The organism is Streptococcus sp. CL5.50 (assembly GCF_049738015.1).
In the GTDB taxonomy this organism is placed as follows: Bacteria; Bacillota; Bacilli; order Lactobacillales; family Streptococcaceae; genus Streptococcus; species Streptococcus mitis_CA.
In genome coordinates, this window is the sequence record NZ_JBKOTR010000006.1 from 12433 (window position 1) to 26616 (window position 14184).

Below are 14184 nucleotides of genomic sequence, written 5' to 3' on the forward strand. Positions count from 1 at the left end.
GGGGAATTTAGGATAAGGATATGAACAGAATTAAAAAATGGCTGGAGCAGGATTCACAAAGAATACGTTTTATAAAAATAGGCCTAGTCTTGTTGGGAATCATTTTATTGATTGCTCTTCCTACTCTCTATCTTGTTTTGAGCGGAGTTGGTATTTGGTATTTTGTAAAGAAAGTACCAGATATTCGAAAAAGAAATTTAATGATAGGACTTTTTGTTGTTAGTTTTATTGTAGTTTCTCTTCAAACTCCGACAGTCACAAAGAAAATTTCATCTTCTCAATCAGAAACTAAGCAAACTGCGGCATCCACTGCTAAAGTAGAGTCAACAACCGATGCTTCATCTAGTACAGAAGAAGCAAAACGAGTTGAAGAAGAGAAAAAAGCTAAAGAAAAAGCAGAAGAAGAGAGAATTGCCAAAGAAAAAGCTGCAAATGAGTTGCAAGAAAAAGGTGAAACCTTAGTCAAACAATTGGAAGAAAGTCAAGATGCAAGTCAAGTGAAGTCTGCTAAAGAAACAGTTAATCAGATTGAAAATAATGATAAAAAGGCAGAATTACTTGGTAGGATAGATGCAGTTGAGTCTTTAATTTCTCAAAAAGAAGAAGAGAAAAGAATTGCACGTGAAGCTGATACTAAAGCCCAACAGCAAGATAGAATTGTCTATGTTGCAAACCATGGAAAATCAAAAGTTTATTGGTATAGTAAGGATAGAATGCCTTCAAAAACTATTAAATCTAATGTTGTCGAGATGACAGAGGCCGATGCAATTGCTGCAGGAAAAACTCTATCTCAAAAAGAATAAGATAGAAAGTTATCTTGGGACGGCTTTTTGAACAGTTGCTAGAAATGTAGAGGTATTGACCATGTATCAAGAGTTACTTAGAAAAATAGCAGAAGAAAAACCAAGTTATAACCAGGAGGGAATCCAGTGGCTACTTGATCATTTGGGAGATCCTTCTCCAGAAATTCGCGATGACCTTGTTTTTACAAGCTTTGCTAGAGGGATTCAGGAAGAGCTATTTACACAGGAACAATTTCATTTCATTGCTGAGGAAATTTTATCTGATGGAGGACTAGACAAAGAGATTGATAAGGTAGGCTTGTCAACCCTTGAACGTTCTTTTAGGGCGCTTATTTATGCAAATCTCTTGTCTGCTGATGCCAACCAGCAATCGGTTTTTTATCAGGGATTACAATCAGAAATTCGTAATGTCCTTTTAAATCAAGGTTTGTACTATCTTTCAAAAGAAAAGGATACAACAGGTTTTTCAAGTCAGTATGGTTGGGTTCATGCTTTTGCACATGGAGCCGATTTACTAACAGAGGTGGTTTGTCATCCAGACTTTCCTAAAAATAGAGTTCATGAAGTATTTGATATACTTGGCCAACTATTTAAAAGAATTTCGATTCGCTTTACAGATGATGAGGATTGGCGTTTAGCAAGAGTGATCTATGAACCTATTTTACAAGGGAAGTTGAAGCAAGAGCAAGTAGCTTCTTGGATAAAAACTGTTGACTTTCCGATAGAAGAAAGGGAAGATTTTTATAAATTTTCCAACTTCAGATCCTGTCTGTTGGAAGTCTATGTCCAACTTGACCAGAGAAATAGTTTACAAGATGACTTGAAAGAAGCTATCCAGTCTTTTCAATACTAGAGATTAGCTAATAGTTCTATGATTTCCAAACAATTTCCAATCAATTCTCTTGAAACCCTTTCCCTCTTTTTATAGACTAGTATCTAGTTTTTGAAAAAAGGAGAAAGAAAATGAAAAAATTTGTCGCTGAGTTAATCGGTACGTTCATGCTTGTGTTCGTCGGAACAGGAGCTGTTGTTTTTGGAAATGGTCTTGATGGCCTAGGTCACCTTGGAATCGCCTTTGCCTTTGGTCTGGCAATCGTAGTTGCAGCCTACTCAATCGGAAATGTTTCAGGTGCTCACTTGAACCCAGCTGTTTCGATTGCTATGTTTGTAAACAAACGTTTGTCATCTTCAGAGCTTGTAAACTACATCCTTGGACAAGTAGTTGGAGCTTTTCTTGCGTCAGCTGCGGTATTCTTCCTCTTGTCTAACTCAGGTATGTCAACTGCTAGTCTTGGTGAAAATGCCTTGGCAAACGGTGTCACTGTCTTTAGTGGTTTCTTGTTTGAAGTTATCGCAACTTTCTTGTTTGTTTTGGTTATCATGACTGTGACTTCAGAAAGCAAGGGAAATGGTGCTATTGCTGGTTTGGTAATCGGTTTGTCCTTGATGGCGATGATTCTTGTGGGATTGAACATTACTGGACTTTCAGTAAACCCAGCTCGTAGCTTGGCACCAGCTGTTTTGGTAGGTGGCGCAGCTCTTCAACAAGTTTGGATTTTCATCCTTGCGCCAATCGTTGGTGGTGTTCTTGCAGCTCTTGTTGCGAAAAACTTCCTTGTAACAGAAGAATAATTGAAACTCAAAAAGCCTTGCTCCTCATTTTGAGGAACAGGGCTTTTTCGTATGATACTCTTCGAAAATCTCTTCAAATCACGTCAGCTTCACCTTGCCGTAGGTATATGTTACTGACTTCGTCAGTTCTATCTGTAACCTCAAAGTAGTGCTTTGAGCAACCTGCGGCTAGCTTCCTAGTTTGCTCTTTGATTTTCATTGAGTTTGAGTTTAACGGTTGTCAATTTTCTCTGGATAAAGGTCGTGTTGGAAGAGGCGTTGTTCTGCCAAGCCTTCATACTTAGTTCCAGGCTTACCGTAGTTGTAGTAGGGGTCGATTGAAATGCCACCGCGCGGAGTAAATTTTCCCCAAACCTCCAAATAGCGAGGGTCTAGCAAGTTGACCAAGTCTTTCCCAATAGTGTTGATACAGTTTTCGTGGAAATCTCCGTGATTTCGGTAGCTAAAGAGGTAGAGTTTGAGGGATTTTGACTCGACACAGAGCTTGTCAGGAATGTAGGAAATATAAATCGTCGCAAAGTCTGGCTGAGCAGTGATTGGGCAAAGTGAGGTAAATTCAGGACAGTTAAATTTGATGAAATAGTCATTTTCCACATGACGATTGTCAAAGGATTCGAGGACTTCTGGTTGATATTCAAAAATGTAGTTGGTTTCTTTGTTGCCCAGTAGGCTAAGGTTTTTCATTTCTTCTTGTTGTGACATGATTTTTTCTTTCTAATCTTAAACACCACGTTGATTATCGTAGAGGAGGGTATGGAGTTGAGGAAGAACGCGGACATTGCCCCAACTATCGTCGGCAGCGACGCGTTCCCAGAGTTCTTTGAGACGGTCCAGTTGGTCTTGGATAATATTGCCTGTGGCCTTGGGCTCAGGATTTCCAGCCGATAAGAAGAGAACATCTGGTTGGTAGCGCTCTTGAATCCCTTTGGCAAAGGCCAAATCGGCATCGTCAAAGACAGGTATTTTAAAGGTGACCTTGTCTGGCTCTAGTTGGGAAACGATAAAGTCCAAGGTTTCAAAGTTGACTTCCATCTTTGATGAAGGAGGTTTGGGACTCAGAGTGACCTGATCGATGTCTTTCAACCAATTTTGCCATCGGGAGCCTTGGGTCTCAACAGCCAGAGTGACACCGCGTTCCTTGAGCTTGGTGACCAATTCGGCCATATTGGCTGCTAGGATAGCAGGATTTCCCCCAGATAGGGTTACATAGTCGTAGCTCCCTAATTTATCCAAGGCAGCAATGACTTCGTCAGCTGTCATGCGAGTTGGTTTTTCAGAGCCATCCCATGTAAAGGCAGAATCGCACCAGTCGCAGTGGTAGTCGCAACCTGCAGTGCGGACAAACATGGTTTTCTGCCCAATAGCACGACCTTCGCCTTGAAAGGTTGGGCCGAAAATTTCCAGAACTGGTAGTTTGAGGACACGTTCCCTAGTCATCTAACCACTCCCGTCTAAACTCCGCAAAGGCAGTCGGAGTCTCATAGAGGCGAACGTATTCCAAACGGAGACCACGTTCGTCTGGCAATTCTTGACTCATGGTTTGGAAAATCCAGTAAACCATATTTTCAGCAGTCGTGTTCATATAGGGAAGGGTTTCGTTTAGATAGCGATGATCTAAGTGGGGCTCTAAGTAGTTCTTGTAGATTGCTTTGATATCTCCGAAATCGTAGGTCATGCCACGTTCATCTAAAAATCCACTAACAGCAATCTGCAGATGATAGGTGTGACCATGAAGGGATTTACATTTTCCCTCATAGTGAAAGAGGTGGTGGGCAGCATCGAAGGTAAACTCTTTTGATACCAAGGTTCTGTGAGGATTGTAGACAAGAGACTCCCCGGTTTCCTGTTTGATTTCTTTGGGTGCAAAAAACATTAGCCCTCTCCTTTCTGTGAGAGATAGACATCTAGGCCATGTTGACGTAGGTGGCAGGCTGGACAATCTCCACAGCCACTTCCGATAATCCCGTTGTAGCAGGTTAAGGTCTTTTCACGAACATAGTCAAAGGCACCGAGTTGGTCGGCTAATTCCCAAGTTTCAGCCTTGTCTAGCCACATGAGAGGTGTTTGGATAACAAAGTCGTAATCCATGGCCAGGTTGAGGGTAACATTAAGAGATTTGACAAAGACATCTCGACAATCGGGGTAGCCTGAGAAGTCTGTCTCGCAGACACCTGTCACGATATCTTTAATGCCTCGTTGCTTAGCAAGAACTGCCGCAAAGGATAGAAAGAGGTGGTTTCGACCGTCAACAAAGGTATTGGGAACCTCTCCCTCTTTTTGCTCAATTTCCAGATCAGAGGTCAGGGCATTTTCAGTGATTTGTCCCAGTAGCGACATATCGAGGATATGATGACGAATGCCTTGTTCCTTAGCAATTTTTTCAGCGACTTGAATTTCGAGATGATGGCGTTGGCCGTAGGCAAAGGTGACGGCTTCAACAGTTTCATAGTGTTCTTTAGCCCAAAAGAGGCAGGTTGTGGAATCTTGACCGCCACTAAAGACGACCAAGGCTGATTGACGTTTCATAGTACTCCTTCCAAAATGGGGAATGTTCAGAGCACGCAAAAAGCTCCCTTGAGGGAGCTAAAAAATACCAAGTAGAGGTTTTTTTTAGCGATGGCATGTCCCAAACATCGTAATATTCTATCTACAGTCTAGCATATTTTTTGAAAAATGGCAAAGGGCAAGAAAAAAGAGACCAAAGAAAGTACTTGGTCTCTAATATGATTAGCTCAATTCAGCAACGATGGCCTTGATTTGTTCTGCTGTGTGAACACCTGCAACTTGTTTCACTACTTGGCCGTCTTTTTTGAAGAGAAGAGTTGGGATAGACATGATTCCAAAAGCACGAGCTGTGTTTGGATTTTCATCAACGTCCATTTTAACGATTTTCAAAACATCTTCTGAAAGTTCTTCAGACAATTTATCCAAGATTGGACCTTGCATACGACATGGACCACACCAAGTTGCCCAGAAGTCTACCAAGACCAAACCGTCTTTAGTTTCTTGTTCGAATGTTGCATCTGTAATTGCTTTTGCCATTGTATTTCTCCTTTTTTAGTTATATTGGCTTAAATCTTGTTTCTTGAGATAGAAGAAGATATCTCCATAAGTCCCATGGTAGTCCAAATCATGACCGTTGTAAGTTAATTTTTGGACGGGGTAGTAGTCTGCGACGCCGATAAGGCAAGCTTGTTGTGAACGATCAAAGTCTTCATAAGACTCGAAAGTTACAGTTCTTTCGTTCTTGCTGGCATCTAGATAGGTAATTTCAATCATGTTTAAAACTCCTTTGTTTAATGATGATTTTATTTTACTCCTTGTAAAAGAGAATGTCAAGAAAAATGATTGCGCACGCAACTTTTTTTCTAAAATCATCTTAAATCAAGAAATCCAAACCAGTTTCCAGGCTCTCTTCAACAGCCTTTTGTAGAGTGGCTAGTGTCTTTTGCCCATCACTTGTCAGGCAGATAAAGCTAGAGCGTCGATCTTGATCACAACACCTGCGACTAAGTAGACCGCAATTTTTGGCTTCCAAGCGAGCCACCATCCGAGAAACAGCGCTCGGGCTCAGATGAAGCTTATCTGGCAGATCAATCTGGCGTAGAGATTTTTCTTGAGCCAAGTCCAGATAGTAGAGGAGGTAGAACTCTTTCAAGGTCAGACTTTGTTCACTCTGCAGGGCAATGGTCTCTTCCAAGAGACCTTCAATTTCTTTCTGACGCCGATTGAAGTCAAACCATTTTTCCAAATAGGTCATAGTATCTCCTTTCTTTTTAGAGTTGTAAATAGAAGAAAGTCCATTTACGGACAGTCTATGCATCACAAGATGATTGCGCATGCAATAATTATACTACTTTTCAAAAGAGCTGGCAAGAAAGACGCTGGCATCTTTTATCCTAAATCATGCCTGTTTTCACAAGTCAAGAATTGTTTGTATCCCCTTTCCTTTCTAATTTTTATTATCTCTTGTGCATTTCCTTGAAATTTTCTGAAAAAAGAGTAAACTGGTATGCAAGAAGTCTATTTCGTGGAGTTTAGGATGAAATTATATGTTCAATTAATGATTCTCTTTGTGATTTCTCTAATCGGAGAGGGGATTTCCAGTTTCTTTCACTTGCCCATCCCAGGCAGTATTATCGGTTTGATTATTCTTTTTCTAGCCCTACAATTCAAGTGGCTGAGAACCAGGCATGTCAATATGGTGGGGAATTTCTTGCTGGCCAATATGACCATTCTCTTTTTGCCGCCAGCAGTGGGAATCATGGAAAAGTTTGATGTGATTGCTCCCTATCTTTTGCCAATTGTTTTGATTGTCTTTTTTGCAGCAGTCATCAATGTTATCCTCATAGCCTTGGTAGTTCAGTTTATCAAACGACGGTTTGAGGGAGATTATGAGAAAGGAGATGCCAAATGAGTGAATTTGTTTCCAATCCCCTGTTTGGGCTTGCCCTGTCTATCCTAGCTTATCTAGTAGGAATGCTGATTTACAGACGTTTTCCCCATCCATTGACAACGCCCTTGCTTTTGTCAGCTGTTTTCATTATCATCTTTCTAAAAGTGACGGGTATTTCTTACCAAGATTACTACCAAGGTGGGGTTTATCTGAACAACTTGATTGTCCCATCGACCGTGGCTCTAGGGATTCCGCTTTATAAGAGTTTTCACTTGATGAAGCACCATGCACGGAGTATTCTCTTTGGTAGTCTGTTAGCAGTAGTTGTTAATACCTCTTTCACGGCCCTTGTAGCAAAGATTTTTGGAATGGACTTTTTCCTAGCCATTTCTCTCTTTCCTAAGTCAGTAACAACCGCTATGGCAGTGGGAATCACAGAAAAATTGCAAGGTTTGACGACTGTGACCTTGGTCGTTGTAGTGGCAACTGGGATTTTAACCAGTGTTATCGGCCCAACCCTTTTGAAGTGGTTGAAAATTGACGACCCAGTAGCTGTTGGTCTTTCCCTTGGAGGAACAGGCCATGCAGTCGGAACAGGAACAGCCTTTCGATACGGCTCTGTAGCAGGAGCCATGGGTGGTTTGGCTATTGGTGTCACCGGTATTCTCTATGTCTTTGTCAGCCCTATCGTAGCCAGTTTGATATTGAGTTAAATCAAAACCCAGCTTTTTAGCTGGGCATTTTTTATTGTAAATTAACCTTGTTTTTCAAGATATAGTAGGTTCCGAGGTAAAAGATAGCTATGAAAATGAGTTCTTCAAAAATGCCCGTACCTGCTCCCATATAGAAATTATCATTAAATCCTGCAAGTGAATTGACATAGAAGTTAGCACTGGTATTGAAGAAGACTTCTATAATTCCAATGACGATTCGGATACCAATGTAGGCTGCAACAGCGAGTGCTGTACGGTATTCGTTGAAAAGTTGTCCGATGGAAATGGCCAAGTAAATGCAGAGGATAAATGAAATTGTACTAAGCAGGAAGGATAAGACAGTAAGACCAAAGCCGGTAAAATGTTCTCCAACAAATGACAGAAGAGTAGAAAGTTGAACTTCATTATAATTTGTTGACAATAAGATAATATAGATACATAGGAGTAAGACAGCAGTGCTAATCAACGACCAGATAAAGGCACCGATTAGTTTGGCTGTGATGATATGGTGTTCAGAAACTGGCAAGGTTAAAGTCAGATAGCCTTGTCGGTCATAGACACTTCCTTTGAATCGTTTAATAATCAAGAAGATGGTTGAAATTCCAAGTGTAAGCATCAAGCCACCAAAGACTGTAGCTAGAAAAAGTAGCATAGTAGGTTGACTTTCTTTGACAGGTAGATTGTTATAATGTTGTGTCTGTATTCCGATAAGGGCAGAAAGGGCTAGAACGGCAGCGTAAAGGGCTAAATACCACTTGTTAACATTTTTAAATTCGTAGCGAATTAAATTCCAAAACATAATAATCTCCTTTGCTTAGGCCTTAAATTCCTGACGGAAGAGTTGGTCAATGGATTCACCAGACTCATAGCGAATATCATCTACATTGCCTTGACGGACGACTTTTCCGTCCTTTAGGAAGACAATTTCATCCAAGATTGGCTCGATATCAGAAATCAAGTGGGTAGAAATCAAAACGGTAGAAGTTGGTGAGTAGTTATTGATAATGGTATTGAGTATATACTCACGGGCTGCTGGATCCACTCCACCAATGGGTTCGTCCAGAACGTAGAGGCGGGCATCACGGCTCATAACCAAAATCAGTTGTACCTTTTCCTTGTTTCCTTTTGATAATTTCTTGAGACGACTATTTTCATCAATGCCAAGGTCTGCAAGCAGATGATGGGCGCGTTCAAGATTGAAATCTTTATAGAAGGTCTTGAAGTAGGTTAGGGCTTCTTTGACCTTCATTTGTTCATTGAGATAGGTCGTATCTGGCAAATAAGCTACGATGGCCTTGGTTGCTGGGCTTGGGTCCATGTCGTTGATAAGGACACGTCCTTGATCTGGTTGTAAGAGGCCATTGATTAGTTTAATCAAGGTTGTTTTCCCTGAGCCGTTTGGGCCAAGGAGACCAACAATTTTTCCAGCTGGAATGTCAAGAGAAACATTTTCAAGGGCTGGGGTTGCTCCATAAGATTTGGATACATTTTCAAATGCTAGTAATGACATAGGCTTAAACTCCTTTAATATAATCGCCGACTACGCCTGGTAGTTCTTCTTTTTCATAGCCAAAATGGGTCATGGAGGAAACGAAGTGTTCCAATTCTTCTTCCGATAATTGTTTGCGCGATTGGGCGATTAGCTCCTTATCCTCAGTCACAAATCGTCCAGTTGTTCGCTTACTGTAGACAAATCCTTCTCGTTCGAGGTCTGACAAGGCCCTTTGGATGGTGTTGGGATTGACACCGGCCTCGCTAGCTAACTCTCTCACGGTTGGAAGTTGTTGATTGGGTTCCAGTGTATGGGAAACAATCTGAAGCTTTATTTTCTCCATAATCTGTAAATAGATGGGTTTTTTGTTGTCAAATGTCCAGGACATCTTGGTCTCCTTTCTTTCACCCTTTTGTCTTAATTAAATAATACAACAAAACAAAAAACTTGTCAAGCAAAAAGAAGAATTGTTTTGGGAATCGCTTAAAAAATGGTATAATGAAAAGAAAACGATAAGGAGGGAAAGGATGCGTTGTCCAAAATGTGGGGCTACCAAGTCAAGTGTTATCGATAGTCGCCAAGCAGAAGAAGGGAACACCATTCGTAGAAGACGTGAGTGCGATGAATGTCAACACCGTTTTACGACCTACGAACGGGTAGAAGAAAGAACCTTAGTAGTCGTTAAAAAAGATGGCACACGGGAACAATTCTCCAGAGATAAAATCTTTAATGGAATTATCCGCTCAGCCCAGAAACGTCCTGTGTCAAGTGATGAAATCAACATGGTAGTCAATCGTATCGAACAGAAACTCCGTGGTCGAAATGAAAATGAAATTCAAAGTGAGGATATTGGTTCACTTGTCATGGAGGAGTTGGCTGAGTTGGATGAGATTACCTATGTACGTTTTGCCAGTGTCTATCGTAGTTTTAAGGATGTCAGTGAGCTAGAGAGCTTGCTCCAACAAATTACCCAGTCCTCTAAAAAGAAAAAGGAAAGATAAATGAAGCCAATTGACCGTTTTTCTTATTTAAAGAATAATCGGGTGTCGCAAGATACCTCATCTTTGGTACAGTGCTACCTCCCGATTATCGGTCAGGAGGCACTGAGCCTTTATCTTTATACGATTAGTTTTTGGGATAATGGCAAAAAGGAATATCTTTTTTCAAGTATTCTCAACCATCTCAATTTTGGGATGGATAGACTGATAAAATCCCTGAAAATCCTATCTGCTTTCAATCTTTTGACCCTCTATCAAAAGGGGGACGTTTATCAGCTAGCCATCCATGCCCCTCTCTCGAGTCAGGACTTCTTGGAACATCCTGTTTATCGCAGACTCTTGGAGAAAAAGATTGGTGATGCAGCTGTGGAGGATTTGAAAGTTGAGAGTGCTGAGGGGGAAGAAATACCTGTCTCACTCAACCAAGTCTTTCCAGACTTGGCAGAACTGGGAAGTCAAGAAGACCTTGGTCTCAAGAAGAAAGTGGCCAATGATTTTGACTTAGATCATTTTCGTCAGCTTATGGCTCGAGATGGGCTTCGATTTGCGGATGAGCAGTCCGATGTCTTAAACCTCTTTGCCATTGCCGATGAGAAGAAGTGGACTTGGTTTGAAACCTATCAATTGGCCAAGTCAACAGCTGTTTCCCAGGTTATTTCAACCAAACGCATGCGGGAAAAAATCGCTCAAAAACCTGTTTCCTCTGACTTTAATCCTAAGGAAGCGACCATTATCAAAGAAGCAAAAAGTAAAACTGCCCTGCAGTTCTTAGCAGAAATCAAGCAAACACGCAAGGGGACCATTACCCAAACAGAAAGAGAACTCTTGCAACAGATGGCTGGCTTGGGCTTGCTGGACGAAGTCATCAATATTATTCTCTTATTGACCTTTAATAAGGTGGATTCGGCAAATATCAATGAGAAATATGCCATGAAGGTAGCTAATGACTATGCCTATCAAAAGATTCATTCGGCAGAAGAGGCAGTCTTACGAATCCGTGAGCGAGGGCAGAAAGCAAAAACACAAAAACAGAATCAGACTGCCCCAGCAAAAACCAATGTTCCTAAATGGAGTAATCCTGAATATAAAAATACTTCATCCGCTGAGGAATTAGAAGAGATGGAACGCCAAACCCTAGAATTATTAGCAAAATTAGATAACGGAGGTGATTAGATGGAAAGTGTCGGAGATGTACTCAAACGTCAACCAAGTCGTTTTCACTATCAAGATTTGGTCCAGAAAATCATGAAGGATCCTGATGTTGCGGCCTTTGTCCAGCAAGAATCCCTCAATCAGGACGAGTTGAATCGTAGTATTTCCAAGTTTAACCAATACATCACTGAGAGAGATAAATTCCTCCGAGGAGATACAGATTATATTGCCAAAGGCTACAAGCCTATACTAGTCATGAACCATGGCTATGCGGATGTTTCTTATGAAGAAACTCCTGAACTAATCGCAGCTGAAAAAGAAGCGGCTATCAAGAAACGTCTCAACTTAATTAATTTTCCATCTAGCCTGAAAAATGTCAGTTTTTTAGATGTTTATCGTGATGATGTTCAGCGTATAACTGTTCTAAAAAGAATGATAGAATTTGTTAACGATTACCCCAATAATTTGAAAGGTCTTTACTTGTATGGAGACTTTGGTGTGGGTAAAAGTTTCATGGTGGCTGCCTTGGCTCATGATTTATCAGAAAAACGCGGTGTTTCATCAACTCTCCTCCACTATCCTAGCTTTGTCATTGATGTCAAAAATGCTATTAGTGATGGCAATGTCAAGACCTTGGTGGATGAGATTAAGCTTTCTGAAGTCCTGATTTTAGATGATATTGGTGCCGAGCAATCAACAGCTTGGGTGCGGGATGAAATCCTACAAGTCATTCTCCAATATCGGATGCAGGAAAATTTACCGACCTTTTTTACTTCCAACTTCAACTTTGAAGACTTGGAGCGGCATTTCGCTAAAGGGAAGCATGGAAATGACGAAACCTGGGAAGCCAGACGCGTCATGGAACGCATCCGTTATTTGGCTGAGGAGACTCGTTTAGAAGGAGTGAACCGCCGATGACAGAAACGATTAAACTGATGAAAGCTCATAAGTCTGTTCGAAGATTTAAGGAGCAAGCCCTCCCTCAGGAAGACTTGACTGAAATCCTGACAGCAGCCCAAATGGCCTCGTCTTGGAAGAATTTTCAATCCTACTCTGTGATTGTAGTGCGAAGTCAAGAAAAGAAAGATGCCTTGTATGAATTGGTGCCTCAAGAAGCCATTCGCCAGTCAGCTATTTTCCTTCTCTTTGTCGGAGATTTGAACCGAGCGGAAAAGGGAGCCCAGCTTCATACTGATACATTCCAACCCCAAGGTGTGGAAGGCCTCTTGATTAGTTCGGTCGATGCGGCTCTTGCCGGTCAAAATGCCCTGCTGGCAGCTGAAAGCTTGGGCTATGGTGGTGTCATTATTGGCTTGGTACGGTACAAGTCAGAAGAAGTGGCAGAGCTCTTTAACCTGCCTGGCTACACTTATCCAGTTTTTGGGATGGCGCTAGGTCTTCCAAATGAAGAACATGAAGTCAAACCTCGCTTGCCATTGCATCAAGTGGTATTTGAGGAAGAATATCAGGAACAAACAGTTGATGCGATTGAGGCTTATGACCGTGTACAGGCGGACTATGCTGGAGCACGTGCGACCACAAGCTGGAGTCAGCGCCTAGCAGAACAGTTTGGTCAAGCTGAACCAAGCTCAACTAGAAAAAATCTTGAACAGAAGAAGTTATTGTAGAAAGTGAGAAATTATGGCCCTACCAACTATTGCCATTGTAGGACGTCCCAATGTTGGGAAATCAACCCTATTTAATCGGATCGCTGGTGAGCGAATCTCCATTGTAGAAGATGTCGAAGGAGTGACACGTGACCGTATCTATGCAACGGGTGAGTGGCTCAATCGTTCCTTTAGCATGATTGATACGGGAGGAATCGATGATGTCGATGCTCCTTTCATGGAACAAATCAAGCACCAGGCAGAAATTGCCATGGAAGAAGCAGATGTTATCGTCTTTGTCGTGTCTGGTAAGGAAGGAATTACTGATGCAGATGAATACGTAGCTCGTAAGCTTTATAAGACCCACAAACCAGTTATTCTTGCGGTTAACAAGGTGGATAACCCTGAGATGCGAAATGATATCTATGATTTCTATGCTCTCGGTTTAGGTGAACCACTGCCTATCTCATCTGTCCATGGTATCGGTACAGGGGATGTGCTAGACGCCATCGTAGAAAATCTTCCAAATGAATATGAAGAAGAAAATCCAGATGTGATTAAGTTTAGCTTGATTGGTCGTCCTAATGTTGGAAAATCAAGCTTGATCAATGCTATCTTGGGTGAAGACCGTGTCATTGCTAGTCCCGTTGCTGGAACAACTCGTGACGCCATCGATACACACTTTACAGATACAGATGGTCAAGAGTTTACCATGATTGATACGGCTGGTATGCGTAAGTCTGGTAAGGTTTATGAAAATACTGAGAAATACTCTGTCATGCGTGCCATGCGTGCTATTGACCGTTCAGATGTGGTCTTGATGGTCATCAATGCGGAAGAGGGTATTCGTGAATACGATAAGCGTATCGCAGGTTTTGCCCATGAAGCTGGTAAAGGGATGATTATCGTGGTCAACAAGTGGGATACGCTTGAAAAAGACAACCACACTATGAAAAACTGGGAAGAAGATATTCGTGAGCAGTTCCAATACCTGCCCTATGCCCCGATTATCTTTGTATCAGCCTTGACCAAGCAACGTCTTCACAAACTTCCTGAGATGATCAAACAAATTAGCGAAAGTCAAAATACACGTATTCCATCAGCTGTCTTGAATGATGTTATTATGGATGCCATTGCCATCAATCCAACACCGACAGATAAAGGAAAACGCCTCAAGATTTTCTATGCGACTCAAGTGGCAACCAAACCACCAACCTTTGTCATCTTTGTCAACGAAGAAGAACTTATGCACTTTTCTTACCTACGTTTCTTGGAAAATCAAATTCGCAAGGCCTTTGTCTTTGAAGGAACCCCAATCCATCTCATCGCAAGAAAACGCAAATAAAAAAGCAGAATCTGGAATGACATTTCCAGATTTTTTTGATAGAATG

20 protein-coding genes are annotated in these 14184 nt (G+C 41.5%); 10 read left to right on the forward strand and 10 right to left on the reverse strand.

Annotated features, from left to right (window positions below; all coding sequences use genetic code 11):
- Nucleotides 1-20 precede the first annotated feature (20 nt).
- The 3 genes from ACLNCV_RS04970 to ACLNCV_RS04980 all read left to right on the forward strand — a co-directional run bounded on the left by ACLNCV_RS04970 (nucleotide 21) and on the right by ACLNCV_RS04980 (nucleotide 2435).
- Nucleotides 21-803 carry a deoxyribonuclease gene (locus ACLNCV_RS04970; protein ID WP_125442967.1) on the forward strand — a complete coding sequence of 261 codons (783 nt, stop codon included), beginning with the start codon at nucleotides 21-23 and terminating at the stop codon, nucleotides 801-803.
- A 61-nt stretch (nucleotides 804-864) separates the two neighbouring features.
- Nucleotides 865-1656, forward strand: coding sequence for a DUF2785 domain-containing protein (locus tag ACLNCV_RS04975; RefSeq protein WP_424844927.1), 792 nt, complete (start codon nucleotides 865-867; stop codon nucleotides 1654-1656).
- 110 nt (nucleotides 1657-1766) lie between these two features.
- On the forward strand, nucleotides 1767-2435 hold the full coding sequence (locus tag ACLNCV_RS04980; protein ID WP_424844928.1) for an MIP/aquaporin family protein: 669 nt from the start codon (nucleotides 1767-1769) through the stop codon (nucleotides 2433-2435).
- A 210-nt stretch (nucleotides 2436-2645) separates the two neighbouring features.
- Here the strand turns inward: ACLNCV_RS04980 and queF are convergent, their stop codons facing one another.
- The 7 genes from queF to ACLNCV_RS05015 form a co-directional block, all read right to left on the reverse strand.
- Entirely contained in the window at nucleotides 2646-3137 is a 492-nt protein-coding gene (gene queF, locus ACLNCV_RS04985) for a preQ(1) synthase (RefSeq protein ID WP_000082587.1), read from the reverse strand.
- Nucleotides 3138-3155: 18 nt separating this feature from the next.
- Entirely contained in the window at nucleotides 3156-3872 is a 717-nt protein-coding gene (queE, locus tag ACLNCV_RS04990; protein WP_424844929.1) for a 7-carboxy-7-deazaguanine synthase QueE, read from the reverse strand.
- Nucleotides 3865-4308 (reverse strand): 6-carboxytetrahydropterin synthase QueD, encoded by a 444-nt coding sequence (queD, locus tag ACLNCV_RS04995; protein WP_000464575.1) that lies wholly within the window; start codon nucleotides 4306-4308, stop codon nucleotides 3865-3867. The genes queE and queD overlap by 8 nt, the downstream gene beginning before the upstream one ends.
- Nucleotides 4308-4961: a 7-cyano-7-deazaguanine synthase QueC gene (gene queC / locus ACLNCV_RS05000; RefSeq protein WP_424844930.1), complete on the reverse strand. Its 654-nt coding sequence runs from the start codon at nucleotides 4959-4961 to the stop codon at nucleotides 4308-4310. The genes queD and queC overlap by 1 nt, the downstream gene beginning before the upstream one ends.
- A gap of 201 nt (nucleotides 4962-5162) precedes the next feature.
- On the reverse strand, nucleotides 5163-5477 hold the full coding sequence (gene trxA / locus ACLNCV_RS05005; RefSeq protein ID WP_001029581.1) for a thioredoxin: 315 nt from the start codon (nucleotides 5475-5477) through the stop codon (nucleotides 5163-5165).
- A gap of 15 nt (nucleotides 5478-5492) precedes the next feature.
- Nucleotides 5493-5714: a DUF4649 family protein gene (locus ACLNCV_RS05010; protein ID WP_000570255.1), complete on the reverse strand. Its 222-nt coding sequence runs from the start codon at nucleotides 5712-5714 to the stop codon at nucleotides 5493-5495.
- A gap of 100 nt (nucleotides 5715-5814) precedes the next feature.
- A complete protein-coding gene (locus tag ACLNCV_RS05015) occupies nucleotides 5815-6195 on the reverse strand; it encodes a MarR family winged helix-turn-helix transcriptional regulator (protein ID WP_247930679.1) in 381 nt (126 codons plus the stop codon).
- Between the two features lie 282 nt (nucleotides 6196-6477).
- On the opposite strand from ACLNCV_RS05015, the gene ACLNCV_RS05020 reads away from it, so the two are divergent.
- Entirely contained in the window at nucleotides 6478-6852 is a 375-nt protein-coding gene (locus tag ACLNCV_RS05020) for a CidA/LrgA family protein (protein ID WP_261065382.1), read from the forward strand.
- The gene (locus tag ACLNCV_RS05025) at nucleotides 6849-7544 is read left to right on the forward strand and encodes an LrgB family protein (protein ID WP_001288952.1); all 696 of its coding nucleotides are present in this window, start codon (nucleotides 6849-6851) and stop codon (nucleotides 7542-7544) included. Before ACLNCV_RS05020 ends, ACLNCV_RS05025 begins: the two co-directional genes overlap by 4 nt.
- 31 nt (nucleotides 7545-7575) lie before the next feature.
- On the opposite strand, the gene ACLNCV_RS05030 is transcribed toward ACLNCV_RS05025, so the two are convergent.
- The 3 genes from ACLNCV_RS05030 to ACLNCV_RS05040 are packed head-to-tail and all read right to left on the reverse strand — an operon-like array spanning nucleotide 7576 to nucleotide 9424.
- Complete coding sequence (locus tag ACLNCV_RS05030; protein ID WP_424844931.1) at nucleotides 7576-8343, reverse strand: hypothetical protein; 768 nt, start codon at nucleotides 8341-8343, stop codon at nucleotides 7576-7578.
- A 15-nt stretch (nucleotides 8344-8358) separates the two neighbouring features.
- Nucleotides 8359-9054: an ABC transporter ATP-binding protein gene (locus ACLNCV_RS05035; protein ID WP_000054197.1), complete on the reverse strand. Its 696-nt coding sequence runs from the start codon at nucleotides 9052-9054 to the stop codon at nucleotides 8359-8361.
- A gap of 4 nt (nucleotides 9055-9058) precedes the next feature.
- Complete coding sequence (locus tag ACLNCV_RS05040) at nucleotides 9059-9424, reverse strand: GntR family transcriptional regulator (RefSeq protein ID WP_000119149.1); 366 nt, start codon at nucleotides 9422-9424, stop codon at nucleotides 9059-9061.
- Between the two features lie 139 nt (nucleotides 9425-9563).
- On the opposite strand from ACLNCV_RS05040, the gene nrdR reads away from it, so the two are divergent.
- From nrdR to der, 5 genes are read left to right on the forward strand one after another with little or no spacing between them, the layout of a single operon-like run.
- Entirely contained in the window at nucleotides 9564-10037 is a 474-nt protein-coding gene (nrdR, locus tag ACLNCV_RS05045) for a transcriptional regulator NrdR (RefSeq protein WP_001203672.1), read from the forward strand.
- Nucleotides 10038-11207, forward strand: a complete 1170-nt coding sequence (locus ACLNCV_RS05050) for a DnaD domain protein (RefSeq protein ID WP_424844932.1) — start codon at nucleotides 10038-10040, stop codon at nucleotides 11205-11207.
- Nucleotides 11208-12104, forward strand: a complete 897-nt coding sequence (gene dnaI / locus ACLNCV_RS05055) for a primosomal protein DnaI (RefSeq protein ID WP_424844933.1) — start codon at nucleotides 11208-11210, stop codon at nucleotides 12102-12104.
- On the forward strand, nucleotides 12101-12814 hold the full coding sequence (locus ACLNCV_RS05060) for an NADPH-dependent oxidoreductase (protein WP_424844934.1): 714 nt from the start codon (nucleotides 12101-12103) through the stop codon (nucleotides 12812-12814). Before dnaI ends, ACLNCV_RS05060 begins: the two co-directional genes overlap by 4 nt.
- Nucleotides 12815-12827: 13 nt before the next feature.
- Entirely contained in the window at nucleotides 12828-14138 is a 1311-nt protein-coding gene (der, locus tag ACLNCV_RS05065; RefSeq protein WP_001207696.1) for a ribosome biogenesis GTPase Der, read from the forward strand.
- Nucleotides 14139-14184 lie beyond the last annotated feature (46 nt).